The sequence below is a fragment of the Cyanobium sp. Candia 9D4 genome (assembly GCF_024346155.1).
GTDB lineage: Bacteria > Cyanobacteriota > Cyanobacteriia > PCC-6307 > Cyanobiaceae > Cyanobium > Cyanobium minutissimum.
Window position 1 is genome coordinate 114,609 of sequence record NZ_JAGQCK010000004.1, and the last position, 26,825, is coordinate 141,433.

The window sequence follows — 26,825 nt, forward strand, 5'->3', positions numbered from 1 at the left end:
ACGCCAGGGCGGTGCTGGCTACGATCACGGGCCGCCTGCGCTGGGTCCATGGAGTTTCGCTGTCTTGCCGTCGACCGGAACGCCCCCCGGCCCCTCACGGAGATCTGGACGGGGGACACCCTGGTGGTGGGACTGTTCGCCGGCGGCGCCGGCGCTGGTCGCGGCCCCGCTGAGGATCTGGTGGGGGAAGCCCTTGAGGGTTGGCTGCAGCGTCGCCGCTTCGAGGCCAAGACGGGCCAGACCCTCACCCTGGAGCGGCCCGGCGGCAGCCCGGCCACGCTGATCCTGGTGGGTCTGGGGGAACCGGCCGAGTTCGGGCTCGAGGCCCTGCGCCAGGCCGCAGCCGGTGCGGCCCGCACGGCCGCCGGCGCCGGCGCCGAAGAGCTCGGCCTCTGGTTCCCCCTGGAGGGGCTTGAGCCGGCGGCGGCGGCGGCGGCCATGGCGGAAGCGGTGCGGCTCGGCCTCTATGACGACCAGCGCTTCAAGAGCGAAACCGAGCCCCGCTCCCTGCCCCACCAGGTGACCCTGCTGGGGTTGGCGGAGAGTGCTGCGGCGGGCCTGGCCCATGTGGCGGCCACCTGCAGCGGTGTGGAACTGGCCCGGCGGCTGGTGGCGGCCCCGCCCAACAAGGCCACCCCCCAGTCGCTGGCCGATGAGGCCGCCGCCATCGCCGACGCCTTCGGTCTCGAGCTCAAGGTGCTGGAGCGGGCCGACTGCGAAGCCCTCGGCATGGGCGCCTTCCTGGGGGTGGCCCAGGGCTCCGACCTGCCCCCCAAATTCATCCATCTCACCTACCGGTCCGCCGAGCCGGTGACCCGGCGGGTGGTGCTGGTGGGCAAGGGGCTCACCTTCGATTCCGGCGGCTACAACCTCAAGACCGCCGGCTCCCAGATCGAGATGATGAAGTACGACATGGGCGGCAGCGCCGCCGTGCTGGGGGCGGCCCGCGCCATCGCTGAGATCCGCCCCGCCGGCCTGGAGGTGCACGTGATCGTGGCCAGCTGCGAAAACATGATCAGCGGCGGCGCCATCCACCCGGGCGACGTGCTCACCGCCTCCAACGGCAAGACGATCGAGATCAACAACACCGACGCGGAGGGGCGTCTCACCCTGGCCGATGCCCTCGTCTACGCCTGCGGCCTGGAGCCCGATGCCATCGTCGATCTCGCCACCCTCACCGGCGCCTGCGTGATCGCCCTGGGCGAGGAGATCGCCGGACTCTGGTCCCCCAGTGACGGCCTGGCCGAGGCCCTGATCACCGCCGGCACGGCCGGTGGCGAGGCCCTCTGGCGCATGCCCCTGCGCGGCTCCTACAGGAAGGGGCTCAAGAGCCACGTCGCCGACATGAAGAACACCGGGCCGCGGCCCGGGGGCTCGATCACCGCCGCCCTCTTCCTGCAGGACTTCGTCACCCGGGGGCTGCCCTGGGCCCACCTCGACATCGCCGGCACCGTCTGGAGCGACAAGGCGAGGGGGCTGGATCCGTCGGGGGCCACCGGCTTCGGGGTGCGCACCCTGGTGGCCTGGCTGGTGGCCGGCGCCGCGGCCTGAACGGCGAGGCCGCCGTCCCCGGCGGCTCTGGCGGCCGGAGTCTGCGGCCTAGGTTTGCTTCCAGACCAGACAACGCATCGCCCCATGGCCGTTCACAAGATCCGCTGGTACGTGAAGGCCCAGCTGGGTGTGCTCCTCCTTCCCGCCGGACTCTGTCTGTTCGGGGAGGGGGTGATCCGCAAGGGCATCCAGACCTGGTCGGCCCTGGCGGCGGCGGCCGACCAGGGCCAGTCCCTGCCGGAGGCCGGCCCCTGGGTCTGGTACGGGGCCCTCGGCCTGATCCTGATCAACGCCGGTGTGGGGCTGATGGTCGAGAGCGGCCTGCTGCGCGGCTATCCCCGCACCCCGCCCCGGGCCTGAGCCATCTCTCAGACCGCCACCGGTTCGGTGTCACCCCTGCCGGGGATGTGGGCGTGCAGTTCGGCGGGGGATTCGAGACGGTGGATCTGCCAGGTGGCCTTGTCGCCGCAGGTGGCCTGCAGCTTGTCGAGGTCGTCGGACGCCTGCCTGGGGCTCGCGTAGGGCCCGATGTGGCGCGTCTGCAGACCGTCCCGGATGGTCAGCAGATACATACAGAGGCCCTTCGGTGATGGGTCAAACGCTAAGGCATTTTCTCGGCCGGAACAGGGGGGAGGCGCCGTGCGGTTTCCCCGGCGTGTGATCGGCAGCACAACCGATGCAGCCCCGCCTGAGGAGCCAGGCGGAGGGGCAGCGGCGATGGGCTCAGCCGCCCTTCCAGCGCTGGCTGGTGCGGGCCCGCCGGCCCCAGACGGCGTCCAGGCGCCGGTCGCGGCCGCAGGACCAGCGGTAGTAGTTGTACCGGACGCCATTGCGCTTGGCGTAGTTCTGGTGGTAGCCCTCCGCCGGCCAGAACTTCGCCAGGGGCCGGATCGCCACCTTGATCGCCGCCGCCGGCTTGCCCAGTTCCCGGGCGGCCGCCACCAGGCTGTTGCGGGCCTCCACGGCCTGGTTGGCGCTGGTGGTGAAGATCACGGGCCGGTAGGAATCACCGCGGTCGCAGAACTGGCCGCCGCCGTCGAGGGGATCGATGTTGCGCCAGTAGGCCCGCAGCAGGGTGTCGTAGCGGATCTCGGTGTTGTCGAAGCGCACCCGGACCGCCTCCTGGTGGCCGGTTCCCCCGGCGGAGACCTGCCGGTAGGTGGGGTTGGCCCCCTTGCCGCCGCTGTAGCCGCTCTCCACGTCGAGGACCCCGGGGAGCACCTCCAGATCATGTTCCAGGCACCAGAAACAGCCGCCGGCCAGCACGGCCTCCTCGGTGGCCGCCAGGGCCGGGGCCACCGGCCCGCCGAGGGCCAGCAGCAGGCCAAGCAGCAGGGCGATCAGTCGCATGGGGGGTGTCCCGGGAAGGGTTCCAGAATCGCCGTCGCGGCCCGGCGGGTGACGCCCGGCTCACCGAGCTTCTGCCTGAGACGAACGTAGCCCTCCAGCACCCGTTCCCGCGCCCCGGAGGCCGGATCGAACAGGGGCAGCAGGGCCGCGACGATGGCCTCCGGTGTGAAGGCGTCCTGCAGCAGCTCCGGTACGAGCCGTTCGCCGAGCACCAGGTTCACCGGCGAGATGTGCTCCACGTTGAAGTGGATCACATGCTTGGCCAGGAAGGCCGTGGGCCGGCTGACCCGGTAGCCGGCCACCTGGGGCACGCCCCGCAGGGCCAGCTCCAGGTTGGCGGTGCCGGATTTGGTCAGGGCGGCATCGGCGGCGGCACACAGGAGCGGCCGCAGCCCGTCGGCCTCACCGGCGGGGATCACCCGCACGGCGGTGGCCCCGGCGGCCTCCATGGCGTGCTGCAAGGACGCCTCGAACCCCGGCAGGCCGGCGGGGAGCAGCACCTGCAGATCTGGATGGCGCCGCTGCAGCAGGGCGACCGCGGCGGCCATGGGCGGCAGGACGTAGCGCAGCTCCTGCCGCCGCGAGGCGGGCAGCAGCAGCAGCACCGGCGCCTCCGCCGGCAGGCCCAGCTGTTGGCGGGCCTCCTGGCGCGACGGCCGCTGCTGCAGGGTGTCGATCAGGGGGTGGCCCACCCAGGTGACCTGGGCGCCCCGATCGGCGTAGAAGCTGGCCTCCTCCGGGAAGATCGCCAGGATGCGGTCGGTGAAGCCGATCAGCCGGGTGGTGCCACCGTCGCCGAGGCGGAAGGCCCACTCCTGGGGGGCGATGTAATAGGTGATGGGCACATCGGGGTACAGCCGCCGCAGGCGCAGGCCCAGGTTCACGTTCGCCCCCATGTAGTCGATCAGCACCACGGCGTCGGGGGGGTGCTGCTTCAGCCAGCGCCGCACCCTTGCCTGCAGCTTGAGGGTGGGAATGACCAGGGGGATCGGTTCCCACAGGCCGATGGCCCCGAGCTTGGTGGTGTCCGCCAGCAGCCGTGCCCCGGCCCGTTCCATGCGGCTGCCGCCGAGGGCCACCACGTCCAGGGGCAGCGACCGGCGGGCGGCCTCCTCGTGCAGGGCCTGGACCAGCAGGGATCCCTGCAGATCACCGGAGACTTCCCCGGTGCTGACCAGCAGTCGCACCATCAGCGCTGGGCCGGCAGCGGTCCGCGCCGGCCCGGCCCCACCGAGGCCTCCAGGAAGGCGCACAGCTCGTCGGCCGCGGCCAGCAGTGGCCGCTCCCGGGCCTTGCGCAGGGCGGCGGCCAGCACCAGATCGCTGCGGTAGATGAGGGTCCAGAGATCCTGGAGCTGGCGGAACTGGGCGCCGTCGTCGAGCTGGGCCATGCCGCTGCGGCGCAGCCCGACCCGGTTCAGTCCCCGGATGCGGCCGGGGTGGCCCTCCACCGTCATGAACGGGGGGACGTCGCGGTCGATGCGGCTCATGCCGCCCACCATCGCCAGGCTGCCGATGTGGACGAACTGGTGGATGCCGAGCACGCCGCCGATCACGGCCCGCTCACCGATCACCACGTGGCCCGCCACCGCCACCCCGTTGGCGATGACGATGCGGTCGGAGAGCTGGCAGTTGTGGCCGATGTGGCTGTAGGCCATCAGCAGGTTGCCGTTGCCCAGCACGGTCCGCTCCCCTTCAGCCGTGGCGCGGTTGATGGTGACGCACTCCCGGATCGTGTTCTCATCGCCCATCACCACTTCGGTGGGGGCACCGCCGTACTTGAGGTCCTGGGGTTCGAGGCCGATGCAGGCCCCCGGGAAGATCCGGTTGCCCTTGCCCATCCGCACCCGCCCGTCGATCACCACATGGGGACCGATGCGGCTGCCCTCGCCGATCTCCACCTCCGGACCGATCACCGCATAGGGGCCGATCTCCACCCCGGGGGCCAGCAGGGCCCTCGGATCGACCAGGGCCGTGGGGTGGACGGATGTCGTCATGGCTGTGCTCGACATCGCGTCAGTCCACGAGCGAGAACATCAGCTCGCCGGAGCAGACGCGCTCGCCATCGACCGTGGCGGTGGCGTGCACCTTGCCGAAGCGCTTGCGCTTGAGGCTGAGCAGCTCGCAGGTGATCAGCAGCTGGTCGCCGGGCACGACGGGTCGGCGGAAGCGGACGCCGTCGATGCCGGCGAAGACGAACAGGCCCTTGGGCAGATCGGGCATCTGGGTGACGATCAGGCCCCCCACCTGGGCCATGGCCTCGACGATCAGCACGCCCGGCATCAGGGGGCGGCCGGGGAAATGGCCCTGGAACTGGGGCTCGTTGAAGGTGACGTTCTTCAGGGCCACCGCCCGCTGGCCGGGGACGTACTCCACCACCCGATCCACCAGGGCGAAGGGGTAGCGGTGGGGGAGCAGGTTGAGGATCTGTTCGCTGCTGAGCACCACGGCCCGGGTCGTGTCCGCAGCGGGGCCAGCGGGCGTGGCGGGGGATGGGGCCGGGGCGGCCTCGGGAGCGGCGGAGGGAAGAACGGTCAAGGATTCAGTGGGTCGGTACGGGTACGGGCAGGCGGGGCGCCTGGGACGCAAGGGCCGCGGCCATGGCGGTGTGCAGGCCATGGGAACCGCGGTAGGCAAAGACGTGGGCCCTCGGCAGGCCCACCAACGCCAGATCTCCCAGCAGGTCCAGCAGCTTATGGCGCACCGGTTCGTCGGCGAAGCGCAGGGGCGGGTTCACCCAGTCGTCCCCATCACAGACCAGGGCATTGTCGAGGGCACCACCCCGGATCAGGCCCGCGGCCAGCAGCTGCTCCACCTGCTCCCGGAAGCCGAAGGTGCGGGCCGGGGCAATCTCGGCCACAAAACTCTCCGGCGTGAGATCGAGGGCATAGAGCTGGCGGCCGATGGCCGCCTGGGGAAACTCGATCGCCGCCGCCAGACGCAGCCGGTCGTTGGGCAGGGCCGCCACGAACCCCAGCCCCTGGCCGAGGGTGAGGGGCAGCGGCGGCAACGGGGGCTCGAGGCGCTCGCCCCGGTCGCGGAGGCCCGCCTCGGCGATCGCCTCCACCCAGGGCAGGCCGGAGCCGTCGAGCAGGGGGATCTCCTCCCCTTCCACCCACAGTTCCGCCTGGCTCACCCCGGTGCCGGCCAGGGCCGCCAGCAGGTGCTCCACCGTCGCCAGGTGGCGCTCACCCACCTGCAGGCAGGTGCACAGGCGGGTGTCGCTGACCTGGGCGGGGCCGAGGCGCTGCATCGGGAGTTCCGGGGCGTCCAGCCAGCCCAGCCAGTAGCCGGGCCGCTCCGACGGGCCGAGCCGGACCCGGGAGACGGCGCCGCTGTGCAGCCCGACCCCGGAGCGCTCCACGCTGGAGCGCAGGGTCCAGGCCTGGCGATAGTCGCTGGGCCAGCTGGTCACTAGAACTTCCAGCCCACGCCGAGGTTGAAGCGCCACTCGCCGGTGAAGTCCTGGCTGGCCACCTCCAGGCGCAGCGGGCCGACGGGGGTGGTGACGATCAGGCCGGTGCCGATCGAGAAGCCGGAGCCCGGCTTGTTGAGCAGGCCGCCGAGGTTGCCCGGCACCTTCGCCTGGCTGCCGAAGGTGGTGCCGCCGTCGATGAACAGCTCGCCGCTGACGATGCTGAACAGGGGGAAGCGATATTCGATCGTGGCTTCGCCGAAGCTGCGGCCGACGCCCAGATCGCAGTCGAAGTAGCCCCGCACCGAGTTGCCGCCACCCAGGCAGAAGGCCTCATAGGGCGGCAGGTCGCCGATCACCGTGCCGGCGGACACCTGGAAGGCCAGGGCCTGCTTGCAGTCCTCGGTCTCGCCGGCCTTGGGCCGGCAGCCCTTGTAGAACTTCAGCCAGCGCACCGGGATGTAGTGGGTGAAGCTGCCCCGGATCCGGTTGAAGGTGGGGGAATCGGGGCCCACCGAGAAGAACTGTTCGGTGCCGATGCTGAGGAAGTTGCCCTGGGTGGGGTTGCGGGGATCGTTGAGGGTGCTCATCGTCGCCGCCAGCCGCAGGCCCACCAGCTGGTTGCGGGCGGCGCAGTTGTAGGCCACGCAGATGATCGAGCTGGTGGGTGCGGCCAGCAGCGAGGTGGCCTCGTTCGGGGTGGCCAGAGCGAAGCGCCGGGAGGTGCCCGAGAAGTCCATCGGCGTCGCCACCTGGCCGGTCAGCCCCAGCAGCACGGTCCACGGTGCCCGCTTGAAGGGGTTGCCGCCGTTGAGGGGACGCACGAACTGGACGTTGGCGCCGACGCGCTGGATCAGCACGCTGTTGCCGTCGAACTGGAACCAGCTGAGGTTCTGGCCGCTGGTCTCGGCGGCGATCCGGGCCGCCGTCACCGACGGGAAGGCCTCGAGGAGGGGGTTGAAGGGCGAGAAGATGTTGTAGGCGACCTCGGTGCCCGGGGCCTGGTAGAAGTCGGAGACGGTGAAGAAGTTGCCGTTGTTCTGGCTCTGGAACACCTGGGGGGCGTCCCGGCTCACGAAGGCCTTGAAGCGGAAGGCGGTCCGGTACTTGTCCCCCTTGATCCAGGGGTCGCTGAAGGAGATGTCGGCCAGGCCGCCGAACTGGCCGTACGTGAAGCTGGTGGAGAGGTCCCAGGCCCGGCCGAACAGGTTGCTGTCCTGCACCTGGATCTGGCCGAAGACCCCCTGGCTCTGGCTGTAGCCCAGACCCCCCGACAGAGACCCGGTCGACTGCTCCACCACCCCCAGCACGATCACCACCGAGCCGGGATCCTCCGGTTCGGGGCGCAGGGTCACCTTGACGTCGCTGAACAGGCCGGTGCCGTAGAGGCGCTTGAGGTCGTCCTCCAGATTGCGGCGGTTGAAGATCTCACCGGTCTTGATGGAGATCTCCCGGGTGATCACCCACTCCTTGGTCTTGCCCTTGATGGGCTGGCCCTTGTCGTTGGTGGCCGAGCCCTCCTTGTTGAGGAACTGGACCTCCACGCCCTTCACCGTGCCCTGGCGGACCAGCAGCTGCACGTCGCCGTCGGGGCCGATCCGGGAGGGGCCGGTGACGCGGGCCAGGGAGAAGCCCTGATCGGCGTACCACTTCTGCAGCTCCTGCATGCGGCCCTGCAGGGTCACCAGGTTGAGGGTCTTGCCGTAATCACCGGCGAAGGTCTCCTGCACCACGGTCTCCGGCACCTTGGCGTCGGCCGGATCCAGGCTCACCTTGGTGAGCACCGGGTTGGGCACCACCGAGACCACCAGCCGCACCCCCAGGGGGCCGTCCTGGGGCTGGATCCGCACGTCGGAGAACCAGCCGGTGGCGTAGATGGCCTGCAGGTCCCTTTCCAGCTCGCTGCGGGTGATGCTGTTGCCGGGGGTCACCACCATGGCGCCATAGGCCGCCAGCTCCAGCCGCTCAGCCTCGGGATGGTCGGCCAGGCCCTCGATCACCACCTCACTGATCAGCACCCGGGGTTCGGCCGAGGCGGAGGGGGCGGGGGCCGGCGCCAGGGAAGGCCTGCCGGGCCGATCGTCGCTGGCGGCGGGCGGGCCGGGGGTCGCCCCGGGGGTGGCGGTGGGTGCAGGTGCCGGAGCGGGGGCCGGGCTGGCGGGGGTGGCGCCGGGGGCGGGCGTCACCGGGGTCGCCCCGGCCGGCGGGGTGGCCTCCGGCGGGTCAGCGAAGGGATCGGCGCCGGCCTGGGCCACGGTGCCGGTGGGGGGCTGGGCCTGGGAGCCGACGGGGGTCTGGCCCTGGCCGGGGGGACTTTCGGCGGCCCGGGCCTGGCCTCCGGCCAGCAGCAGGGCCACCAGGAGAGGAAGGGAGGCGGTCGCCGCCCTGGGCGTGACGCTTCGAAGGATGTGGGGCCTGCCGAGGCGAACGCCAATCATGGATGTCGTCTGCAGTGCGGCCAGGCCGCAAAATCCCGCTGACCTTACCCGTAGACCCGTGGTTCGGGACAGACCCCTTGGACCCGTTTGAGGACCTCCCCGTAGGCCTCGACAACGCCGCCGAGGTCCTGTCGGAATCGATCCTTGTCCAGGATCCGCTCCTGCGCATCGCTCACCGCCCGTTTCCAGAGGCGGCAGGTGTCGGGGCTGATCTCGTCTGCCACCACCAGGGTGTCGTCGGCGGTGAACCCCAGTTCGATCTTGAAATCCACCAGTTCGAGCTCCACCCGGGCAAAGAGATCGCGCAGGGCATCGTTGACCCGGAAGGCCAGTTTCCGGACTGCCTCCAGTTGGTCGGGTGTGAGCAGCTGCAGGCGCTCCAGCCGCGCTTCGCTGAGCAGCGGATCCCCCAGGGCGTCGTCCTTGTAGTACAGGTCCAGGAGGGGCGGCTCCAGGGGAGTGCCCTCCGCCATCGGCATCTGGCGGCAGAGGGAACCGGCGGCGATGTTCCGCACCACCACTTCCACCGGCACCACCCGCACCGGACGCACCATCATCCAGTGCTCACCGTGCAGTCCCAGGTAGTGGGTGGGCACCCCCAGCCCGTCCAGATGTTCGAACAGCAGGGCCGAGATGCGGCAGTTCAGGGCCCCCTTGCCCAGCAGCTGGGCCTTCTTGAGGGCATTGAAGGCCGTGGCGTCGTCCTTGTACTCGACCGCCACCACGTCGTCCCGGTCGGTGGCGTACACCCGCTTCGCCTTGCCTTCGTAAAGGAGGGGGCCGGTGGCAGGGGAGAGGGTCATGTGGCAGGGGTCGGCGTCTGGGTCTGGGCTGGGGCAGGAGTCGGGCCCGGTTCCGTCGCCGGCACCGGCAGATCGGCGGCGTGGCCGCCCGGATCCCGGGGGGAGCGCAGCCGGATCTCCAGCTGGCGGGTGCGCGGCGCCGCCGCGGGATCTTCGCGCCGCCAGCGCCATTCGCCGTAGGCGTCGTCGATGCGGCCGCTGAGCCGCAGGCGGCGGGCCACGGCCCGATCCGACGGCAGGGCGGCCTGGGTGTCCAGCAGCTCCGCCACCAGCCCCCAGGCGCCCGCCGCCGCCGCCTGCTCCAGGGCCGCCTCCAGCAGGGCCTCCCGCTGGGCCGCCGGCAGCTCCGCCAGCATCCCCACCGCCTGCTGCAGGCGCAGGGCCCCCGCCAGGCCGCCCTGGCGGGCCCGCACCAGCAGTTCGCCGCCGACCCGGGGGAAGCCCCGCGATTCCAGGTGCAGGGCCAGCAGCTCCAGGGCCGGACGGCTGATGACGGTGCCATCCTCCCGGCGCTGCAGCGGCAGGGCGATGGCCTCGAGGGAGGTGCCGCTTTCCTTCCTCAGGCGCTCCAGGGCCAGGGCCGCCCGGCGGTGGTCCAGCCCGGCGGCGGCGGCCCGCCACTGCAGCTGCAGCCACTGCACCCGCTCCGCTCCGGCGGCCGGTCCGAAGCGGTTGAGCACGTCCATGGCCTCGCTGGGCGCCCGGCAGCTGAGCAGCACATCGGCGTTCGCCAGCACCACCTCCAGGGGCTGGGGGGCCGGATGGAGCGTCAGCAGGCGCTGCTGCAGCTGCCGCAGGCGCTCGAGCTGGTCGGCCTCGGCGCTCTGCCGGCAGGCCGCGTCGAGCTGCTCGAGATCCCCATCGCGGAGCAGGTCGGCGAAGGCGGCGTCGGAGAGCAGCGGCGGCGGCTCCGTGGCTTCGGCTGCGGCCTCCCCCGGCCCGCCGGGGCTGCCCTCGAGAGCGGCCGGTGGCGAAGCAGCCGGGCCGGGGGCCGCCGCCTCCGCCGGGGCGGTGGCCTCAGCAAGGGCGGCAGCCGGCCGGAGTCCCGTCGCCGCCCCCAGCAGGGCCAGGGCACCGAGGACACCCAGAACGGACACGCCGCGGATCGGCCGGCGCGCCGGCGGGACGGGGCTGGGTCCGGATCCGCTGGGCGGGACGGCGGTCGAGGCGGCGGTCGGGGAGAATGGCAAAGGGGAGTGGCAGCAAGGCTGGTGAGGGCGACCGGTGCAGCACCCGCGCCGGCGCACAACCTAGGGGAGCTCTCCTCCCCGATCCACCCCCCTTCCGCGTCCCCTCCGCCCCGTGGCCCCGTTGACCGTGACCGACCCTTCCCCCCCGTCCCCGGTGCCGGCCCGGATCCTGGTGGTGGGTGGCGGTGGCCGCGAGAACGCCCTGGGCTGGGCCCTGGCGCGCTGCCCCGGGGTGGAGCAGGTGCTGGTGGCCCCCGGCAACGGCGGCACCACCGCCCTGGCGGGCTGCGGCCAGCTGCCCATCGCCGAGAGCGACCATGGCGCCCTGGCGGCGGCCTGCCGCGCCCACGCCATCGACCTGGTGGTGGTGGGCCCGGAAGCGCCCCTGGCCGCCGGCCTGGCGGACCGGCTGCGGTCGGAGGGGCTGGCGGTCTTCGGCCCCGGTGCCGACGGGGCCCTGCTGGAGGCCAGCAAGCGCTGGGCCAAGGATCTGATGCAGGAAGCGGGCGTGCCCACGGCCGGCTACTGGGCGGCGACGGATCGCCAGCAGGCCCTGGAGGCCCTCGAACGCCATGGCCGTCCCCTGGTGGTGAAGGCCGATGGCCTGGCCGCCGGCAAGGGCGTGACGGTGGCCGACAGCCTTGAGCAGTGCCGGGAGGCCATCGAGGAGGTGTTCGCCGGCCGCTTCCAGAGCGCCGCCCCCGGGGAAGCCGCCGCCCCCTCCCTGGTGCTGGAGGAGCGCCTGCACGGGCCGGAGGTGTCGGTGTTCGCCCTCACCGACGGCCGCTCCATGGTGCTGCTGCCACCGGCCCAGGACCACAAGCGCATCGGCGAGGGGGACACCGGTCCCAACACCGGCGGCATGGGGGCCTACGCCCCCGCCCGACTGCTGGATGCGGCGGGCATGGAGCAGGTGCGCCAGCGGGTGCTGGAGCCGATCCTGGCGGCCCTGCGGGCCCGGGGCATCGACTACCGCGGCGTGATCTTCGCCGGCCTGATGCTCACCGAGGAGGGCCTGCGGGTGATCGAGTTCAACTGCCGCTTCGGGGATCCGGAGTGCGAGACCCTGATGCCCCTGCTCGGTCCGGAACTGGCCCAGGTGTTGCTGGCCTGCGCCACCGGCCGCCTCGAGCAGGCCCCCCCGCTGACGATCGAACCGCGCTGCAGCGCCTGCGTGATCGCCGCCGCCGCGGGCTATCCCGGCGAAGTGCGTCGCGGTGATCCGATCGACGGCGACCTGGGGGACGCCCCTGACCTGCAGCTGTTCCATGCCGGCAGCCGCCGCAGCGAGGCGGGCCCCGTGGTCACGGCGGGCGGCCGGGTGCTGGCGGTGGTGGCCCAGGCCGACGACTTCGACACCGCCTTCGAGCGGGCCTACGACGGTCTGGGACGGGTGGGATTCGAGGGCATGGTCTACCGCCGCGACATCGGCCACCAGGTGCGGACGCGACGCCCGGCCCTGCCATGACCCCCTCCGCTTCCGGCCCCACCCTGGGCGGCACCGAGGCCGCCGGCTCCTTCAGCCTCTGGCGGGCGCGCCTGCAGCGCTGGTGGGCCGAGTTCAGCCTCCAGACCAAGCTGCTGGCGGTCGCCACCCTCGTGGTGAGCCTGCTGATGACGGGCATCACCTTCCTGGCCCTGAATGGCATCCAGCGCGATGCCCGGATGAGCGACACCCGCTTCGCCCGGGATCTCGGTCTGCTGCTGTCGGCCAACGTCACCCCCCTGGTGGCGGAGGGCAACGACCGCGAACTGGCTTCGGTGGCCGAACGCTTCTGGCAGTCCAGCCGCAGCCTCCGCTACATCTTCTTCGCCGATTCCGACGGGGTGATCTACCTCGGCATCCCGATGGGCGGCAGCACCGGCATGGGGGAGCGGGTGCTCAGCCGCCGCCTGGAGCTGCCGGCCGACATCCAGCGCCGCCCCGACAACCCCCTGATCCGCCAGCACCTCACCCCGGACGGCCAGGTCACCGACGTGTTCGTGCCGATGGTGAGCGACGGCCGCTATCTCGGGGTGGTGGCCCTGGGCATCAACCCCAACGAGACACTCCTGGCCAGCGCCGCCCTCACCCGGGAGGTGACGGTGGCGGTGTTCATCTCCATCTGGGTGCTGGTGATCCTGGGTTCGGTGTTCAACGCCCTCACCATCACCCAGCCGGTGAAGGAGCTGCTGCGGGGGGTGCGATCGATCGCCGGGGGCAACTTCGAGACCCGCATCGCCCTGCCGGTGGGGGGTGAGCTGGGGGAGCTGCTCAACGGGTTCAACACGATGGCCTCCCAGCTCGAGGTCTACAAGGCCGCCAACATCGAGGAGCTCACCGCCGCCCAGGTGAAGCAGCAGTCCCTGATCGCCACCATGGCCGACGGCGCCGTGCTGCTCGATGCCGAGGGCCGGATCGTGCTGGCCAACCCCACCGCCCGCCGGCTGTTCCGCTGGGAGGGCCGCAACCTGGAGGGCAGCGACCTGGAAGCCGAGCTGCCGGACCGGCTGGCGATGGAGCTGCACGTTCCCCTCGCCAGCCTGATCAGCAGCGAGCGGGACACCACCGAGGTGCGCTGCAGCTTCGGGGACCCCCCCCGCACCCTGCGCATCGTGCTCCAGTCGGTGCGGGATGCCAGCGGCGAAACCCTCAAGGGCATCGCCATGACGATTCAGGACCTCACCCGGGAGGTGGAGCTGAACGCCGCCCAGAGCCGCTTCATCAGCAACGTGTCCCACGAGCTGCGCACCCCCCTGTGCAACATCAAGAGCTATGTGGAGACGCTCCATGACATGGGCGACCTGCTCAGCGCCGAGCAGCAGAAGGAGTTCCTGAGCATCGCCAATGCCGAGACCGACCGGCTCTCCCGCCTGGTCACCGACGTGCTCGACCTGTCCCGGCTGGAGTCCGACCGGGTCTGGCAGCTGGAGCCCATGGACCTGGCGCCGGCGATCGAGCAGACCCTGCGCACCTACCGGCTCAACGCCGAGGAGAAGGGGGTGATGCTGCTCTTCAGCGGGGATCAGCACCTGCCCCGGGTGCGGGGCAACTGGGATCTGCTGCTGCAGGTGTTCGACAACCTGGTGGGCAACGCCCTCAAGTTCACCCGCAGCGGCGGCCAGCTGCTGCTGCGCGCCTATCCCTGGCCCGACCACTGCCCGCTGGATCCCGCCGGCGGACCGGAGGCCCATCCCTCCTGCACCCTCACCTCGCGGCTGCCGCGGTTGCGGGTGGAGATCGCCGACACCGGCTGCGGCATCTCCGAGGCCGACCAGGCGCGGATCTTCGAGCGCTTCTTCCGGGTCGAGAACGCCGTGCATACCGAGGCCGGCACCGGGCTGGGACTCTCGATCGTGCGGGGCATCCTCGAGAAGCACGGCAGCCAGGCCCGGATGGCCAGCGAGCCCGGCGTGGGCACCACCTTCTGGTTCGACCTGCCCCTGGAGGAGGCCGACGGTGATGAACTCCGGGTCCAGGCGGAGCGCTCGGCCTCCCTGGCCGACATCGAAGCGGACCGAAGAATCCCCGCGTAGGCTCGCGCTGGCCATTCCGGCCTCTCCCACAGAGAATGCATGTCTTCGTCCATATCGGAACCCACAAGACAGGAACCACATCCCTGCAGGCCTGTCTGAGGACCTGGGCCCGTGAGCTCGCCGACTCCGGCCTCCTGGTTCCCTCGGCCGGCACCCTCTGTGACAGCTCCGGCCATCACAATCTGGCCTTCCAGCTGGCCGGTGACAGTCGCTACGATCCCACCCTCGGAGGCTTGCAGGAACTCGTCGACGAGTTGCGTCTGGCCGACAGCTCTCCGACCCTGAGGAAAGCTGTCATCAGCAGCGAAGATTTCTGCTGTCTTGTGGAGAAGCCGGACGCGCTGCGTCGTCTGGAATCGACCCTCCGGCGGGAGGGACATACGTTGACCTGGGTGGTGTTCCTGCGCCGCGTCGACGACTATTCGGAATCCCTCTACACCACCCTCTGGGGCTGTGGGGTGCGCCCCCGCTTCGGCTACCCGGGCTTCGTTCTCTCCATCCTGGCCTGGGGAAAATATCGACAGACGCAGCGATTCGGCGGTTCCGTCCACTACTTCGATTTTGTGGCCTTTGCCCGCCGCTGGCGCCAGCTGTCGGCCTCCCGGCTGCTGCTGCGCGACTACGACCAGGCCCTGGCCAGGCAGGGTGTTCTGCCCTGTTTCCTGACCATCCTCGGTGCTCCTGAGGCCCTCATCGCCACCGCAGTCTCCGAACAGTCCCGACTCAACAGCCGGATGGAGCACGTCACACGCCGCTACCGGAGGTTCCTGAGGCCGCTGTTGATGGCCCGCTTCCAGCGCGGCAATCGGCGTGTCATCAATGGCTGAGCGACCCTCGGCATGACGCGTAGGATCGGGCCCCCGGCGCCATCTCCCGTCGATGCATCTGTTCCTCCATATTGGTGACCACAAGACGGGGAGCACATCCATCCAGGCCTTCCTCAGGCGGCGGGCGGCAGATCTTGAGGCCGTGGGCATCTACGTCCCGACAGCGGGAACCTATTCCCCGGAGTCCGGTCACCATCAGCTTGCTTTCGAGCTGCTCGAAGACAAGCGCTGGAATCCGGCCCACGGCGGACTGGACGAGCTCGTGCAGGAGCTGCGGCGCTGTCCGCTGCCCCGGGCGGTCATCAGTTGCGAGGATCTCAGTCTGCTGGTCGTGCGGCCCGATCGATTGAGACGGCTGGAGGCAAGCCTCCTTGCGGAGGGACATACCGTGAGTTGGCTGATGTTTCTGCGTCGTGTGGACGATTATCTGGAGTCGTTGTACTGCGAGCTGAAGCGATCCGGGCTGCGGGCCCGCCTGGGCTATCCCGGTTTCGCCCTCCCTTTTCTTCTGTGGGGAAGGAGTTATTCCAAGTTCTGCGATCAACGTGCCTTTGTTCGCAGGTGGCGAGGCCTTTCGGATTCGCCGCTGCAGCTCCTCGACTATGACCGGGCAGTGGGAGCGGAAGGGTTGCTGCCCCGCTTCCTGCAGGCGATCGGAGCCCCGCCGTCCCTGGTCGAGGCCAACCATGCCGCACCGGTCCTGAACCAGCGCCGTGAACAGATCACGCGCCATTTCAGAAGCGTGCTGGGGCCCCTGCTGATGGCCCGCTTCCACCGCTCCAACCAGCGGGCGCTGCACAGCTGAAGATGGGGGGGCTGATGCGGCGGCTCAGCTCTCCCCGTCCATGCTGCGCATGATCCGGCCCAGATCGGCCCGTTCGTCGGTGGTGATGCGATGGGGCACCCCACTGATGATGCGCTCGAAGTTGGCGAAGGAATCCTTGATTTCCGGCCCGTTGCCGGTGATCACGAATTCCCGGATGCCCTTGTCGTGCCAGGAACCGCGCATCTTGAACACGTTCAGAGCCCGGGCCATTTCGCCGCGGATTTCCACATACTGCAGCAGCAGAATGGTGTCGGTGATGGTGGAGATGTGGGAATCGGTGATCGAATGGCTTCCCATGAATTCTTCGGACGTATTGGTGAAGAATCCAGCGATCTCCTCCTGTTTGGCATAGCCCGTCACCCCGATCACAAATTGCCGGAAGGCGTTGTGGCTGACACCCCGAGCCAGGGCGGAGAGGGAATCGATCGCCATCCGGGACGGCTTGAACTGGCTGATCTCGGTCTTGATGATCTGCAGGTGATCCTCGAGGCCCGTGGATTCCGGATAGGCGCAGATGATCTTGAGCAGGCCGTCCTGCTCCATCTGCTCGAAATCAATGCCCCAGCTGGTGGCGTTGCGCAGCAGCTGGGAGCGGGATTCCTCGTAGGCGAACAGGATCGCCCGCTCCTTGCTGCGGCAGGCATCCTCCACGAACTTGCTGACCAGCAGGGTCTTGCCGGTGCCGGTGGCGCCGGTCGCCAGGATGATGGAGTCCTTGAAGAAGCCACCCCCGCACATCTCATCGAGCCGGGGCACGCCGGAGCTGAGGCGCACGTTGGAAGAACGCTGGGTGAGGCGCATCGCCCCCAGCGGGAAGACACTGATGCCGTGGCTGCCCATGGTGAAGGGGAATTCCCCCTTCATGTGGGTGGTGCCGCGCAGCTTGAGCACCTCCACCGTGCGCCGCCGCCGCTCACCCTCCAGCACGTTGCGCAGGATCACCACGTTGTCGGAGACGAATTCCTCGACGCCGTAGCGGGCGATGGCCCCATACTCATCGACCCGTTCGGTGGTCATCACCGTGGTGACACCGATCTCCTTGAGCCTGGCGATCAACCGGAAGATCTCGCGCCGCACCACGGAGATGGCGTCGTACTGCTGGAAGACGGCGGTGATGGAGTCGATCGCCACGCGCCGCGCCTTGTATTTGCGGATCGCATAGTGAATCCGCTCGATCAGGCCGGAGAGATCGAAGCTGCCGGACACCTCCTGGCCATCGGGATCCGGGGAGGCATCGAGAACGAACAGCTTGTTCTGCTCGACCATCTCCTGCAGATTCCAGCCGAAGCTGGAGGCGTTGCGCAGGATGTCGAGGGGGGATTCCTCAAAGGTGACGAAAATGCCGTGTTCGTTGAACTGACGGATGCCGTTGCAGAGAAAATTCAGGGAGAAGACGGTCTTGCCGGTTCCTGATGTCCCGCTGATCAGGGTCGATCGGCCGATCGGCAGCCCGCCATGGCAGATGTCATCGAAACCTTCGATCCCCGTCGGAAGTTTCTGCATCTGCATCCGATTGGCAGCGGCGGCGTGGTCGTTGGGATCCTGCATCGAAGAGATGGAAGAGGGGCGTGGGGTCGGAAGGGAATCGGGGTCGAGCCTGGGAGCGCAGGCGGGGAGGGTGGCAGCGGGCCTGAGTCGGGCCTTGATCGGGGCTCAGGAGGATTCCGGTGTGGAGGGCACACCGCCGGCTTCGAGATCGTCGACGTCGAGCTGGAAATCCTCGGTGAGCTCTTCGTAGAGGAGATCGAGGCCGATCAGCACCCGCTCCCGGTCGGAGAGATCGCCGATGATCCGGCGCACCGGTGGGGGAAGAATCTTGGCCAGGGTCGGGGTGGCCAGGATCTTGTCCTCTTCCGCCAGCTGGGGATTCTTGAGCACGTCGATCACCTTCAGGGCATAGACGCCTCGGAACTCCGACTCGAGGATGTCGCGCAGTGTCTTGAGGGCCCGCATCGAATTGGGCGTGTTGCCGGCCACGTAGAGCTTGAGGATGTAAGTCTTGCGGAAGGTCATGGCTGGGGCTCAGGTGGTGGGGCTGGAGGATTCGGCGGCGGCGGGCACGATCGGCAGGTCGGGAGGGATGGAGCGTCGATACATTTCGCAGAGGTGCGCCATGACATCGAGCAGGGCCAGACGGTAGTCCTGGAGGAAATCGTTCTTCTGTCCCTTGAGCATCAGCAGTTTGCGAAACTCCTCAATCAGATTCACGTGGATCTCGACCATCTTGGTGATCGGCAGATCGGCGAAGAAGGCCGTGTTCACGAAGCTTTCAATCGCCTGATTGGCTGCGGCGGGGTTCTTGAAGTAGCTGATCAGCAGGTCCCGGTAGGTGCGCCGCAGGGAGTCCAGCAGCTCGTTCCGTTCCCCGTCCTCCAGGTTGCGCAGGAAGCGGGAGGGATCCCGCTTGTAATAGACCCCCAGGTACCCGAGCCGTCCGTTGAGCCGGTTCGGCAGTTTCCAGCCGTCGTGCGTCGCCGCCTTGACTTCGCTGTCGGCCGGCAGGGTGTTGCTGCGCAGGAACCGGGAGACGGCCGCGTCCAGGCTGTAGCTCAGTTGCTCCAGCTGGTCGGGGGGCAGGCGGACCTCCGCCTCGTGGAACTTCACCTCGCCGTCCACCGGGCCGATCAGCACGGCCGGCAGCTCCAGGCCCTGGTCGTGCAGGCTGCCGAAGAAGCTGCCATCGACGGCGCCCTCCTCCAGCAGGATGCCGTCGAAGTCCTCGCGGCGCTGCTCCAGCTGCTCCAGGGGTCCGGCGGCGGGATCCAACGGCACCAGCTGGTAGCGACCGCCCCTGAGCCACTGGCCGCAGGCCTCGGCCAGGGCCGGGGTCTGGATGAGAGAGAGGATGTTGAGAACCGGCTGGGGCATCGACCGCTGCGGCGGGGAGCTCCCCTGACCGGGCTGATTCTTGACGGAAGGGAGGCCCGGACGGGAGGATCTTAGTTCTGTCTTTCGATTCCGTGCGCCCAGGCCCAATGGTGGCTTCCAGCCGCCAGCCTGGCCACGCCCCCTGAGCGATGACCCAAGCCTCCCAGAAGGAACCCCTGAGCGCGCCCGCTGCCGGTGCCCAGGGCGACGCCACCGGCGCCTACGCCATCGTCGAGGCGTCCGGCCAGCAGTTCTGGCTCCAGCCGGATCGCTACGTCGATCTCGACCGCCTCAACGCCGAAGTCGACAGCACCGTGACCCTGGAGAACGTGCTCCTGGTCAAGGACGCCTCCGGCACCACCCTCGGCCAGCCCTACGTGGCTGGAGCCACGGTGGAGCTCAAGGTGATGGCCCATCGCCGCGGCCAGAAGATCATCGTCTACAAGATGCGTCCCAAGAAGAAGACCCGCCGCAAGAACGGCCACCGCCAGGAACTCACCCGGGTGATGGTCCAGTCGATCAAGGTCGGCGGCAAGTCGATCGTCTGATCGGGCCCCAGCCTCTTCCTCCCCCCTCCCGTTCACCCGTCTCCCCGTTCCCATGGCCCACAAGAAAGGCACAGGCTCCACCCGCAACGGCCGCGACTCCAACTCGAAGCGCCTCGGCGTCAAGCGCTATGGCGGTGAGACCGTCAGCGCCGGCTCGATCCTGATCCGCCAGCGCGGCACCTCGGTGATCCCGGGCGTCAATGTGGGCCGCGGTTCCGACGACACCCTGTTCGCACTGGTGGACGGCGTCGTCAGCTTCGAATCCATCAAGCGCGGCCTGCGCAACCGCAAGCGCATCAACATCGCCGTCGGCGCCTAGGCCCCCGGCAGGGGGGCGTCCGCCAGTTCAGCGCCGTCCCCCGGCACCTCCAGATAGCGCCGGAGCCAGCCCACCAGCAGGTAGAAGGGCAGGGTGTCGGCCAGGGCCGCCACCAGCTTGAACACGTAGCCGCTGGCGATGAACACGCCCAGCTGGGGGAGCACCGGCTCGTCCGGCCGGATCGGCAGCACGTGGGCGGCGTAGTGGCTGATCAGCACCACCGCCGAGGTGTCCACCACCTGGCTGATCAGGGTCGAGCCGTTGTTCCGCAGCCACAGGGCCTTGCCGTTGCTGAAGCGCTTCCAGAAATGGAACAGGCGCACGTCGGTGAACTGGGCGGCCATGTAGGCGGCCATCGAGGCCCCCACGGCGCCGAAGGCCAGCCGGCGCACCTCGAAGAACACCGGCACCCCCTCGGCGTGGGTGTCGGCCGGCAGGCCCACCACCCCACCGAATCCGTCCAGGCCCGGCAGGATGCCACCGAGCCAGAGCACCAGGACGATCCAGCCGTTGAGCATCAGACCCACCCACACCACCTGGGAGGCGCGCCGTTCGCCCCAGATCTCGCTGATCAGGTCGGTGCACAGGAACGTGACGGGGTACGGCAGGGCCCCCACCGCCACGATGATCGGGAACGACCCGATGCTGCCCAGGTGGAGGAACCGGGTCAGCCCCAGGATGTTGAGCATGCCCATGGTCCCCAGGAAGATGCCGGCCAGCACCAGAAAGGTGACCTCGCGCCGGTCCTGCAGCGTCATCGGCGCCTGAGCATGGGAGAAGGTCCTTCCAGGCTGCCGCCATCCCCGCCGTCGCGCCACGGCTGCGGCTTCCTGGTGCTCGACAAGCCCGCCGGCCTGACCTCCCACGACGGCGTCGCCCGGGTGCGGCGGGCCTACGGCCTGCGGCGGGTGGGCCATGGCGGCACCCTCGATCCGGCGGTCACCGGGGTGCTGCCGATCGCCCTCGGCCCCGCCACCCGGTTGCTGCCCTACCTGCCCGGCGACAAGACCTACCGCGGCACCGTCCAGCTGGGCGTGCGCACCGGCACCGACGACCTCGAGGGGGAGGTGCTGGAACGCACGGCCGTGCCGCCCCTCGGCCCCGAGGACCTGGAGCGGGCCCTGGAGCGCTTCCGGGGCGAGATCCTCCAGGTGCCTCCCCAGGTCTCCGCGGTGCATGTGGAGGGCCAGCGGGCCTACGCCCGGGTCCGGGCGGGGGAGCAAGTGGCGCTGGCGGCGCGGCCGGTGCGGATCCACGGCCTCGACCTGCTGGGCTGGGACGCCGAGCGCGGCCGCCTGGAGCTGGAGGTGCGCTGTTCCGCCGGCACCTACGTGCGGGCCCTGGCGCGGGACCTGGGGGACGCCCTCGGCTGCGGCGGCGCCCTGGCCAGCCTGCGCCGCACCGCCGCCCTCGGCTTCGGTCTGCACCAGGCCATCACCATGGAGCGGCTGGCGAGCGGCCCCCTGCCGCCGCTGCTGGACCCCCTGGATGTGCTGGTGGACCTGCCGCGCCAGCGCCTCGATCCGGCCCAGCTGTCGCCGTGGCGCTGCGGCCGGTCCCTGCCCCGTACGGTGGAGCAGTTGCCTGAGGGGCCCGTCGCCGTGCTCACCCCGGATGGCAATCTTGCGGGCATCGCCCGGGCCGATGGCAAGGGCCTGCTCCTGCCCCGGCTGGTGTTCGACGCCGCCGGTTGACCCCCCTGCGACTTCGCGATGGCCGGCCACAGCAAATGGGCCCAGATCAAGCGCACCAAGGCGGTGGTGGACGCCCGGCGGGGGGCGCTGTTCACGCGACTGGGGCGGGAGATCACCGTGGCGGCCCGCGGCGGTGCGGATCCGGCCGGCAACTTCCAGCTGCGTACCGCCATCGAGAAGGCCAAGGTGGCCGGGCTCCCCAACGCCAACATCGAGCGGGCCGTGGCCAAGGGCAGCGGCCAGGGGGGTGGCGGCGCCGACCTGTTCGAGGCGGTGCGCTACGAGGGCTACGGACCGGGGGGCGTGGCCGTGCTGATCGAGGCCCTCACCGACAACCGCAACCGCACCGCCGCCGACCTGCGGCTGGCCTTCGGCAAGCACGGCGGCAACCTCGGCGAGACCGGCTGCGTCAGCTACCTGTTCGAGCAGCGGTCCGTGGTGCGGCTGGCCCTGCCCGGCGCCGATGAGGAGCGCCTGCTGGAGGACCTGCTGGCCCTTGAGGAGCGGGGAGGGCCGGCGGCGGCGGGCTACGAGATCGATGCCGAGGGCGTGGAAGTGTTCGGCGCCTTTGCCGACCTCGAAGCCCTTCAGGACGGGCTCCGGGACCTGCAGCTGCCGCTGGCCGGCTGGGAGCACCGCTGGATCGCCTCCCTGCCCTGCCGCCTCGAGGACGGCACGCTGCTGGCCGCCTGCCTGCGCATGCTGGATGTGCTCGAAGATCTGGATGACGTGCGCAGCGTCACCAGCAACCTGGAAGCGGATGAGGCCCTGATGGAGGCGGCCCTGCCCGGCTGAGGCGGCCGTCCCGGCCTTTGCCCCGGCAGACGTTCAGCCCATGGCCCCGGAGTCGGCGATCACCGTGAGGGCGGGATGGTGCTGCAGCCAGCTGGCGGGCAGTTCCGGCGTGGGGGGCTCCCCCAGGGCGCGGCGCAGGATCGCCGCCTTCGCCCCGCCGGTCACCACCAGCAGCACCCGGCGGGCCGCGAGGATCTCGGCCATCCCCAGGGTGATGGCCCGCTGCGGGACGGCGTTCGGATCGCCGCCGAAGGCGCCGGCGTTCTGGCGGCGGGTGGGGTCGCTGAGCGTCACGCAGCGGCAGGCCACCGCCGCGTCCGCGGGGGGTTCGTTGAAGCCCACGTGGCCGTTGAGGCCCAGGCCCAGCAGCTGCAGGCCGATGCCGCCGGCGCCGCTCACCGCCGCGCCGTAGCGACGGGCCTCGGCCTCGGGATCGCCGGCCCGCCCATCGGGGAGCCGCACCCGCTCCGGGTCCAGGCCGAGGGGCTCCACCAGCTGGCGGGCCATGGTGGCGGCGAAGGAGGGGGGATCCTGGGGCCCCAGCCCCACGTACTCATCCAGGTTGAAGCTGCTCCAGTCCGCGCGCACCCTGGTGGCCAGGGCGGGCTCCAGGCACCCCAGCCGCTGGGCCAGGGCGGCATAGACGGGCTCCATGGTGCGGCCGGTGGCCAGACCCAGGGGCAGGGTCGGCCGCAGCCGATCGGCCAGCAGCAGCGCCGCCACCCGCTCCGCCACCGCCGCCGCATCGGCCAGCACGACCGGCGCGATGGAGGCGGCGGCCGGGGCGCCGATGGCGTTGGGCCTCAAAGGGAGGAATAGGGCTGGATCCGGGCCCCCTGGTAGTAGTGCTGGAGGATCTGCCGGTAGTCCTCGCCGCGCAGGGCCAGGGCGTAGGCGCCCCACTGGCTCATGCCCACCCCGTGGCCGTAGCCCCGGCCGCTCACCAGCAGGGTCGGCGCCGCCGGCGGCCGGGGGGTCTGCCAGGGGGCCTGCACCAGGCCGGAGGCCAGGGAGCGGATCCCCTCGGCGGTGAAGACGCCCTGCAGGGACGGGAGCGGCGGCGGGAAGGGGGCGGCCCGGGGCGCCTCGAAGTCGAACCGGGCCAGGGTGCTCCGCAGGCCCAGCCGCTGGCGCAGCTCGGCGCCGGAGAGAAGCAGCGAGCCACCGGGGCCCGTCACCCGGGCCTGGCGGATGCGGCCGGAGCTGGTGGTGGAGAGCACCTCGATGCGGAAGGCTCCGTCGATCTCCCGGAAGGCCCGGGTCAGCTTGTCGGGCTCGACGCGCAGTTGCCAGACATGCACCGGGCTGGACTGGTCGTAATCGGGCACGCTCACCAGGTAGGGCAGCTGCTGGCGCCAGATCTCGCCGCTGTTCTCCGTGAGGCCGCCACTGCTGCTGTGGAAGACGGCGTTGATCAGGGAGGAGCCGTGCACCAGCACCTGGGAGCGGGTGCTGCGCACCGCTTCGCGGGTGGAGTCGGTTTCCGCCTCCACCCCCTTGTAGACCTGGCTGGCCACGGTGGCCTTGAGGTCGAAGGGCTCCGCCGGACGGCGCTGGCGCAGGGCATAGGTGCGGGCCGCCACCGCCTGGGCCCGCAGGGCCGCCAGCGGCCAGCTGGCCGGCATCTCACTGCCGACCACGCTGGGCAGGTAACTCTCGACATCGATCAGGTTGATGGCCTGCAGGCGATCGCCCTCGGCGCGCACCAGCAGCCGGCCGCGGTAGCGGCGCTGCTGCAGGGTCAGCAGGGCCTCTCCGCTGCTCCCCCGCCCCGGCGCCGGATCGATCCAGGCCTGGCCTGAGGGCAGCGCCACCCGCCGGGGCGGGCCGGTGGGCCCCTCCAGCCTGGCCTCCAGGGCCGGGCCGCTGCGCACCAGCTGCAGCCGCGCCCCCGGGGCCAGCTCCGCCAGGGTGCGCCCGGTGGCGTCGCCGAGGCGCAGCACGGTGCTGCCGGCCTCCAGCTCCAGGGTGGGGGCCTCCCGCAGCAGCACCCGCACCACGGGGGCCGGCGCCCGCGCCTCCGTGGGGACCGCTGCTGCGACGGCGGCGGGAAGCAGGGCCAGCGAGAGGCCGGCGCGCCATCCGAAACGGAGGAGGGTCACGAGGGTGCGCGAGCGACAACGGCTCATTCTGGACGGGTCATCCTGTCGATGCCACGGCGCCAGACAGCGCACCGGCCGGCGGCGTGGCAGCATGCGCTCTGAGGCAGCCAGGGTGTGCAGGTCACCTTCCTGGGAACCAGCTCCGGAGTTCCCACCCGCGCCCGCAACGTCTCCGCCGTGGCCCTGCGGCTGCCGCAGCGGGCCGAGCTGTGGCTGTTCGACTGCGGCGAGGGCACCCAGCACCAGTTCCTGCGCAGCGACCTGCGGGTGTCCCAGTTGCGCCGGATCTTCGTCACCCACATGCACGGCGACCACGTCTTCGGTCTGCCGGGGCTGCTGGCCAGCCTGGGGCTGGCGGGCAGCTGCGGGGGCATCGACCTCTACGGACCGGACCCGCTGCGCGATTACCTGGAGGGCGTGATGCGCACCTCCTCGACCCGCATCGGCTATCCCCTGCGCACCCACCGGGTGAAGGAGGCCGCCGCCCGCGGCACCCTGGTGCTCGACGACGACGACATCACGGTGCGCTGCACGGCCCTCACCCACCGGGTGCCGGCCTACGCCTACCGGGTGGACCAGAAGCCGCGGCCCGGCCGCTTCGACGTGGAGCGGGCCCGGGCCCTGGGCATTCCCCCCGGTCCGGTCTACGCCGAGCTCAAGGCCGGCCGCAGCGTCACCCTCGACGACGGCCGGGTGATCCGCGGCGAGGCCCTGTGCGGGCCGCCCCGGCCCGGCTGCAGCGTCGTTTACTGCACCGACACCGTGTTCAGCGAGGCGGCGGTGGCCCTGGCCCGCGGCGCCGACCTGCTGATCCACGAAGCCACCTTCTCCCACGGCGAGGCGGAGCTGGCCATCGCCCGCCAGCACTCCACCAGCACGATGGCCGCCCAGACCGCCCTGGAGGCGGGGGTCAAGCAGCTGGTCCTCACCCACCTCAGCCCCCGCTACGTGGCGGGCAATCCCATGACCCCCGATGATCTGGTGGCCGAGGCCCGGGCGATCTTCCCCGAGACGCTGGTGGCGAAGGACTTCCTCAGCCTCTCGGTGGGGACGGCGGGCTGAGCCTGCAACAGTTCGCGTGATTCCGTTCCGGGGGACCCGTCGCCCGTGATACAAGGTCTCAGTTGCGGTCCGACCGCCATTCCGCCGGCTTCTCCCATGGCCCCCCTCCTTCGCTCAGCCGCCCCGCTGTCAGCCGCCCTTCGCACCGCCCGCCTTCGCAGCGCCGTCGGTGCCGTGGTCCGGACGCTGCTGATCCTTCCCCTGGCCCTGCTGGTCTGTTTCGCGGGCCCCGCGGCCGCGGCCCAGTGGAGCGCCGAGGACCTCACCGTGCCGGTCTCCCCCGACGGCACCCTGGTGACCTTCAGCGAGAAGGAGGTCAAGACCGGCCGCAAGCTCTTCAACGAAAGCTGCGGCACCTGCCATGCCGGTGGCATCACCAAGACCAACCAGAACGTGGGGCTCGATCCCGAGACCCTCGCCCTGGCCACGCCGGCCCGGGATTCGGTGGAGGCCCTGGTCGACTACATGAAGGACCCCACCTCCTACGACGGGGAGTACAGCATCGCGGACGTGCACCCCAGCCTGCGCAGCAGCGACGTGTTCGTGAAGATGCGCGATCTGGACGACGAGGACCTGCGTCTGATCGCCGGCTACATCCTGGTGGCCCCGAAGGTCCAGGGCGTCCAGTGGGGCGGCGGCAAGATCTACTTCTGATCGACCGGCCCACCGTTGCCGGCCGGCCCTGGGCCGGCCGGTTTTTTTGTGGCTGGACGCGGGCGGCTCAGGGGGCCGGGGCCGGGAGAGGTGGCGGTGGGGGTGGGGCCAGGTTGCCCGCCTCCAGCGACGCGGGCAGCTTGCTGTACCACCACTCCTGCAGGGCGGGGGCCAGGCGCTGGGGGAACAGGGTGATCACGGTGCGCGTGGGGCGGGCCCCCGGCTGCAGCAGTTCCACGGCGTAGGAGGGGCAGCGGCGGGCGGCCAGGTCGGGCACGAAGCGGCGGCCGACGCGACGCCAGCTGGGTTCCTTGCTGCGCCAGGCCAGGCGGCAGCAGGGCCAGGGCAGCTCCTCCCGATCGAACAGGCGGCAGCAGGGTCCCAGGACCCGGTAGCTGTACTGGCCGCCGGGGCTGGGATGTTCGCTGCCGGAGGCCAGCACGGTGTCCACCTGAAGTGCCATGAAAAAGCCACCCCTGAGGGTGGCGGAGAAGAACGCGGGGTTCAAGGGGCAATCCAACCGGACCGCCCGGCGAGGAGCTCAGTAGAGCTCTTCTTCGGTGTGGGTCTTGATGGTGCAGTCGGAGGTGGGGTAGGCGACGCAGGTGAGGACGAAGCCGGCCTCGATCTGGTCGTCGTCGAGGAAGCTCTGATCCGACTGGTCGACGGTGCCGGAGGTGAGCTTGCCGGCGCAGGTGGAGCAGGCGCCGGCGCGGCAGGAGTAGGGCAGGTCGATGCCCTGCTCTTCGGCGGCGTCGAGGATGTACTGGTCGTCAGGAACCTCGATGGTCTTGTTCAGGCCCTCGCTCTCATTGACGAGGGTGACCTTGTAGGAAGCCATGGAAGAGATTGGAGCTCACAGACACCC

At 70.5% G+C, this 26,825-nt stretch carries 29 protein-coding genes; 12 read left to right on the forward strand and 17 right to left on the reverse strand.

What is annotated here, in order from left to right; all coding sequences use genetic code 11:
• Positions 1-48: 48 nt before the first annotated feature.
• Both KBZ08_RS10785 and KBZ08_RS10790 read left to right on the forward strand, forming a co-directional pair.
• Entirely contained in the window at positions 49-1,551 is a 1,503-nt protein-coding gene (locus tag KBZ08_RS10785; protein WP_254972892.1) for a leucyl aminopeptidase, read from the forward strand.
• Between the two features lie 84 nt (positions 1,552-1,635).
• Positions 1,636-1,911 (forward strand): hypothetical protein, encoded by a 276-nt coding sequence (locus KBZ08_RS10790; protein ID WP_106220326.1) that lies wholly within the window; start codon positions 1,636-1,638, stop codon positions 1,909-1,911.
• Positions 1,912-1,919: 8 nt separating this feature from the next.
• On the opposite strand, the gene KBZ08_RS10795 is transcribed toward KBZ08_RS10790, so the two are convergent.
• The 9 genes from KBZ08_RS10795 to KBZ08_RS10835 all read right to left on the reverse strand — a co-directional run bounded on the left by KBZ08_RS10795 (position 1,920) and on the right by KBZ08_RS10835 (position 10,653).
• Positions 1,920-2,123: a hypothetical protein gene (locus KBZ08_RS10795; protein WP_015110624.1), complete on the reverse strand. Its 204-nt coding sequence runs from the start codon at positions 2,121-2,123 to the stop codon at positions 1,920-1,922.
• A gap of 151 nt (positions 2,124-2,274) precedes the next feature.
• On the reverse strand, positions 2,275-2,901 hold the full coding sequence (msrA, locus tag KBZ08_RS10800) for a peptide-methionine (S)-S-oxide reductase MsrA (protein WP_254972893.1): 627 nt from the start codon (positions 2,899-2,901) through the stop codon (positions 2,275-2,277).
• Complete coding sequence (gene lpxB, locus KBZ08_RS10805) at positions 2,892-4,091, reverse strand: lipid-A-disaccharide synthase (protein ID WP_254972894.1); 1,200 nt, start codon at positions 4,089-4,091, stop codon at positions 2,892-2,894. The genes msrA and lpxB overlap by 10 nt, the downstream gene beginning before the upstream one ends.
• Complete coding sequence (gene lpxA / locus KBZ08_RS10810) at positions 4,091-4,897, reverse strand: acyl-ACP--UDP-N-acetylglucosamine O-acyltransferase (RefSeq protein ID WP_254972895.1); 807 nt, start codon at positions 4,895-4,897, stop codon at positions 4,091-4,093. The genes lpxB and lpxA overlap by 1 nt, the downstream gene beginning before the upstream one ends.
• 19 nt (positions 4,898-4,916) lie before the next feature.
• The gene (gene fabZ / locus KBZ08_RS10815) at positions 4,917-5,345 is read right to left on the reverse strand and encodes a 3-hydroxyacyl-ACP dehydratase FabZ (protein ID WP_043327381.1); all 429 of its coding nucleotides are present in this window, start codon (positions 5,343-5,345) and stop codon (positions 4,917-4,919) included.
• 97 nt (positions 5,346-5,442) lie between these two features.
• Complete coding sequence (gene lpxC / locus KBZ08_RS10820) at positions 5,443-6,315, reverse strand: UDP-3-O-acyl-N-acetylglucosamine deacetylase (protein WP_254972896.1); 873 nt, start codon at positions 6,313-6,315, stop codon at positions 5,443-5,445.
• Positions 6,315-8,753 (reverse strand): BamA/TamA family outer membrane protein, encoded by a 2,439-nt coding sequence (locus KBZ08_RS10825; protein ID WP_254972898.1) that lies wholly within the window; start codon positions 8,751-8,753, stop codon positions 6,315-6,317. Before KBZ08_RS10825 ends, lpxC begins: the two co-directional genes overlap by 1 nt.
• 44 nt (positions 8,754-8,797) lie before the next feature.
• Positions 8,798-9,556, reverse strand: a complete 759-nt coding sequence (gene purC, locus KBZ08_RS10830; RefSeq protein WP_254972900.1) for a phosphoribosylaminoimidazolesuccinocarboxamide synthase — start codon at positions 9,554-9,556, stop codon at positions 8,798-8,800.
• On the reverse strand, positions 9,553-10,653 hold the full coding sequence (locus tag KBZ08_RS10835) for a hypothetical protein (RefSeq protein ID WP_254972902.1): 1,101 nt from the start codon (positions 10,651-10,653) through the stop codon (positions 9,553-9,555). Before KBZ08_RS10835 ends, purC begins: the two co-directional genes overlap by 4 nt.
• A 214-nt stretch (positions 10,654-10,867) precedes the next feature.
• Between KBZ08_RS10835 and purD the strand changes: the two genes are divergently transcribed.
• Genes purD through KBZ08_RS10855 form a run of 4 tightly spaced genes read left to right on the forward strand, consistent with a single transcriptional unit; the run spans position 10,868 to position 15,894 of the window.
• Positions 10,868-12,214 (forward strand): phosphoribosylamine--glycine ligase, encoded by a 1,347-nt coding sequence (purD, locus tag KBZ08_RS10840; protein WP_254972903.1) that lies wholly within the window; start codon positions 10,868-10,870, stop codon positions 12,212-12,214.
• Positions 12,211-14,262, forward strand: a complete 2,052-nt coding sequence (locus tag KBZ08_RS10845; RefSeq protein WP_106220335.1) for an ATP-binding protein — start codon at positions 12,211-12,213, stop codon at positions 14,260-14,262. The genes purD and KBZ08_RS10845 overlap by 4 nt, the downstream gene beginning before the upstream one ends.
• A 35-nt stretch (positions 14,263-14,297) precedes the next feature.
• Positions 14,298-15,089 carry a hypothetical protein gene (locus tag KBZ08_RS10850; protein WP_254972904.1) on the forward strand — a complete coding sequence of 264 codons (792 nt, stop codon included), beginning with the start codon at positions 14,298-14,300 and terminating at the stop codon, positions 15,087-15,089.
• 52 nt (positions 15,090-15,141) lie between these two features.
• Positions 15,142-15,894, forward strand: a complete 753-nt coding sequence (locus KBZ08_RS10855) for a hypothetical protein (RefSeq protein WP_254972906.1) — start codon at positions 15,142-15,144, stop codon at positions 15,892-15,894.
• A 24-nt stretch (positions 15,895-15,918) separates the two neighbouring features.
• On the opposite strand, the gene kaiC is transcribed toward KBZ08_RS10855, so the two are convergent.
• The 3 genes from kaiC to KBZ08_RS10870 form a co-directional block, all read right to left on the reverse strand.
• On the reverse strand, positions 15,919-17,463 hold the full coding sequence (kaiC, locus tag KBZ08_RS10860) for a circadian clock protein KaiC (RefSeq protein ID WP_106220338.1): 1,545 nt from the start codon (positions 17,461-17,463) through the stop codon (positions 15,919-15,921).
• A 105-nt stretch (positions 17,464-17,568) separates the two neighbouring features.
• Positions 17,569-17,928: a circadian clock protein KaiB gene (kaiB, locus tag KBZ08_RS10865; RefSeq protein WP_106220339.1), complete on the reverse strand. Its 360-nt coding sequence runs from the start codon at positions 17,926-17,928 to the stop codon at positions 17,569-17,571.
• Between the two features lie 9 nt (positions 17,929-17,937).
• Positions 17,938-18,783 carry a circadian clock protein KaiA gene (locus KBZ08_RS10870; protein ID WP_106220340.1) on the reverse strand — a complete coding sequence of 282 codons (846 nt, stop codon included), beginning with the start codon at positions 18,781-18,783 and terminating at the stop codon, positions 17,938-17,940.
• Positions 18,784-18,932: 149 nt separating this feature from the next.
• Here KBZ08_RS10870 and rplU point away from each other — a divergent pair, with 149 nt between their 5' ends.
• Positions 18,933-19,331, forward strand: a complete 399-nt coding sequence (gene rplU, locus KBZ08_RS10875; RefSeq protein WP_254972910.1) for a 50S ribosomal protein L21 — start codon at positions 18,933-18,935, stop codon at positions 19,329-19,331.
• A 52-nt stretch (positions 19,332-19,383) separates the two neighbouring features.
• On the forward strand, positions 19,384-19,650 hold the full coding sequence (rpmA, locus tag KBZ08_RS10880; protein ID WP_106220342.1) for a 50S ribosomal protein L27: 267 nt from the start codon (positions 19,384-19,386) through the stop codon (positions 19,648-19,650).
• Here rpmA and KBZ08_RS10885 read toward each other — a convergent pair.
• Positions 19,647-20,408, reverse strand: coding sequence for a queuosine precursor transporter (locus tag KBZ08_RS10885; protein ID WP_106220343.1), 762 nt, complete (start codon positions 20,406-20,408; stop codon positions 19,647-19,649). The two genes, rpmA and KBZ08_RS10885, sit on opposite strands and share 4 nt — an antisense overlap.
• A gap of 12 nt (positions 20,409-20,420) precedes the next feature.
• On the opposite strand from KBZ08_RS10885, the gene truB reads away from it, so the two are divergent.
• Entirely contained in the window at positions 20,421-21,344 is a 924-nt protein-coding gene (gene truB / locus KBZ08_RS10890) for a tRNA pseudouridine(55) synthase TruB (protein WP_254972913.1), read from the forward strand.
• An 18-nt stretch (positions 21,345-21,362) separates the two neighbouring features.
• Positions 21,363-22,139 (forward strand): YebC/PmpR family DNA-binding transcriptional regulator, encoded by a 777-nt coding sequence (locus tag KBZ08_RS10895; protein WP_254972914.1) that lies wholly within the window; start codon positions 21,363-21,365, stop codon positions 22,137-22,139.
• 33 nt (positions 22,140-22,172) lie between these two features.
• On the opposite strand, the gene KBZ08_RS10900 is transcribed toward KBZ08_RS10895, so the two are convergent.
• Both KBZ08_RS10900 and KBZ08_RS10905 read right to left on the reverse strand, forming a co-directional pair.
• Positions 22,173-22,946: a glucosamine-6-phosphate deaminase gene (locus KBZ08_RS10900; protein ID WP_261359294.1), complete on the reverse strand. Its 774-nt coding sequence runs from the start codon at positions 22,944-22,946 to the stop codon at positions 22,173-22,175.
• Positions 22,943-24,268, reverse strand: a complete 1,326-nt coding sequence (locus tag KBZ08_RS10905) for a SpoIID/LytB domain-containing protein (protein ID WP_254972916.1) — start codon at positions 24,266-24,268, stop codon at positions 22,943-22,945. Before KBZ08_RS10905 ends, KBZ08_RS10900 begins: the two co-directional genes overlap by 4 nt.
• Before the next feature lie 87 nt (positions 24,269-24,355).
• Here KBZ08_RS10905 and rnz point away from each other — a divergent pair, with 87 nt between their 5' ends.
• Complete coding sequence (gene rnz, locus KBZ08_RS10910) at positions 24,356-25,303, forward strand: ribonuclease Z (protein ID WP_254972918.1); 948 nt, start codon at positions 24,356-24,358, stop codon at positions 25,301-25,303.
• Positions 25,304-25,399: 96 nt separating this feature from the next.
• Positions 25,400-25,957: a photosystem II cytochrome c-550 gene (gene psbV, locus KBZ08_RS10915; RefSeq protein ID WP_106220348.1), complete on the forward strand. Its 558-nt coding sequence runs from the start codon at positions 25,400-25,402 to the stop codon at positions 25,955-25,957.
• Positions 25,958-26,024: 67 nt separating this feature from the next.
• Here the strand turns inward: psbV and KBZ08_RS10920 are convergent, their stop codons facing one another.
• On the reverse strand, positions 26,025-26,420 hold the full coding sequence (locus KBZ08_RS10920; protein ID WP_106220501.1) for a hypothetical protein: 396 nt from the start codon (positions 26,418-26,420) through the stop codon (positions 26,025-26,027).
• Between the two features lie 78 nt (positions 26,421-26,498).
• Complete coding sequence (locus KBZ08_RS10925; protein ID WP_015110648.1) at positions 26,499-26,798, reverse strand: ferredoxin; 300 nt, start codon at positions 26,796-26,798, stop codon at positions 26,499-26,501.
• Positions 26,799-26,825: the final 27 nt, after the last annotated feature.

Excerpts from the sequence above, each read along its gene's own strand:
- KBZ08_RS10920 (WP_106220501.1), bottom strand. The coding sequence starts at position 26,420 with ATGGCACTTCAGGTGGACACCGTGCTGGCCTCCGGCAGCGAACATCCC.
- msrA (WP_254972893.1), bottom strand. The coding sequence starts at position 2,901 with ATGCGACTGATCGCCCTGCTGCTTGGCCTGCTGCTGGCCCTCGGCGGG.
- kaiB (WP_106220339.1), bottom strand. The coding sequence starts at position 17,928 with ATGACCTTCCGCAAGACTTACATCCTCAAGCTCTACGTGGCCGGCAAC.
- KBZ08_RS10855 (WP_254972906.1), top strand. The coding sequence starts at position 15,142 with ATGCATCTGTTCCTCCATATTGGTGACCACAAGACGGGGAGCACATCC.
- rplU (WP_254972910.1), top strand. The coding sequence starts at position 18,933 with ATGACCCAAGCCTCCCAGAAGGAACCCCTGAGCGCGCCCGCTGCCGGT.
- KBZ08_RS10795 (WP_015110624.1), bottom strand. The coding sequence starts at position 2,123 with ATGTATCTGCTGACCATCCGGGACGGTCTGCAGACGCGCCACATCGGG.
- KBZ08_RS10885 (WP_106220343.1), bottom strand. The coding sequence starts at position 20,408 with ATGACGCTGCAGGACCGGCGCGAGGTCACCTTTCTGGTGCTGGCCGGC.
- lpxB (WP_254972894.1), bottom strand. The coding sequence starts at position 4,091 with ATGGTGCGACTGCTGGTCAGCACCGGGGAAGTCTCCGGTGATCTGCAG.
- KBZ08_RS10870 (WP_106220340.1), bottom strand. The coding sequence starts at position 18,783 with ATGCCCCAGCCGGTTCTCAACATCCTCTCTCTCATCCAGACCCCGGCC.
- KBZ08_RS10925 (WP_015110648.1), bottom strand. The coding sequence starts at position 26,798 with ATGGCTTCCTACAAGGTCACCCTCGTCAATGAGAGCGAGGGCCTGAAC.
- KBZ08_RS10895 (WP_254972914.1), top strand. The coding sequence starts at position 21,363 with ATGGCCGGCCACAGCAAATGGGCCCAGATCAAGCGCACCAAGGCGGTG.
- truB (WP_254972913.1), top strand. The coding sequence starts at position 20,421 with ATGGGAGAAGGTCCTTCCAGGCTGCCGCCATCCCCGCCGTCGCGCCAC.
- KBZ08_RS10845 (WP_106220335.1), top strand. The coding sequence starts at position 12,211 with ATGACCCCCTCCGCTTCCGGCCCCACCCTGGGCGGCACCGAGGCCGCC.
- KBZ08_RS10850 (WP_254972904.1), top strand. The coding sequence starts at position 14,298 with ATGCATGTCTTCGTCCATATCGGAACCCACAAGACAGGAACCACATCC.
- rpmA (WP_106220342.1), top strand. The coding sequence starts at position 19,384 with ATGGCCCACAAGAAAGGCACAGGCTCCACCCGCAACGGCCGCGACTCC.
- KBZ08_RS10790 (WP_106220326.1), top strand. The coding sequence starts at position 1,636 with ATGGCCGTTCACAAGATCCGCTGGTACGTGAAGGCCCAGCTGGGTGTG.
- KBZ08_RS10825 (WP_254972898.1), bottom strand. The coding sequence starts at position 8,753 with ATGATTGGCGTTCGCCTCGGCAGGCCCCACATCCTTCGAAGCGTCACG.
- purC (WP_254972900.1), bottom strand. The coding sequence starts at position 9,556 with ATGACCCTCTCCCCTGCCACCGGCCCCCTCCTTTACGAAGGCAAGGCG.
- KBZ08_RS10905 (WP_254972916.1), bottom strand. The coding sequence starts at position 24,268 with ATGAGCCGTTGTCGCTCGCGCACCCTCGTGACCCTCCTCCGTTTCGGA.
- kaiC (WP_106220338.1), bottom strand. The coding sequence starts at position 17,463 with ATGCAGGATCCCAACGACCACGCCGCCGCTGCCAATCGGATGCAGATG.
- psbV (WP_106220348.1), top strand. The coding sequence starts at position 25,400 with ATGGCCCCCCTCCTTCGCTCAGCCGCCCCGCTGTCAGCCGCCCTTCGC.
- KBZ08_RS10785 (WP_254972892.1), top strand. The coding sequence starts at position 49 with ATGGAGTTTCGCTGTCTTGCCGTCGACCGGAACGCCCCCCGGCCCCTC.
- lpxA (WP_254972895.1), bottom strand. The coding sequence starts at position 4,897 with ATGACGACATCCGTCCACCCCACGGCCCTGGTCGATCCGAGGGCCCTG.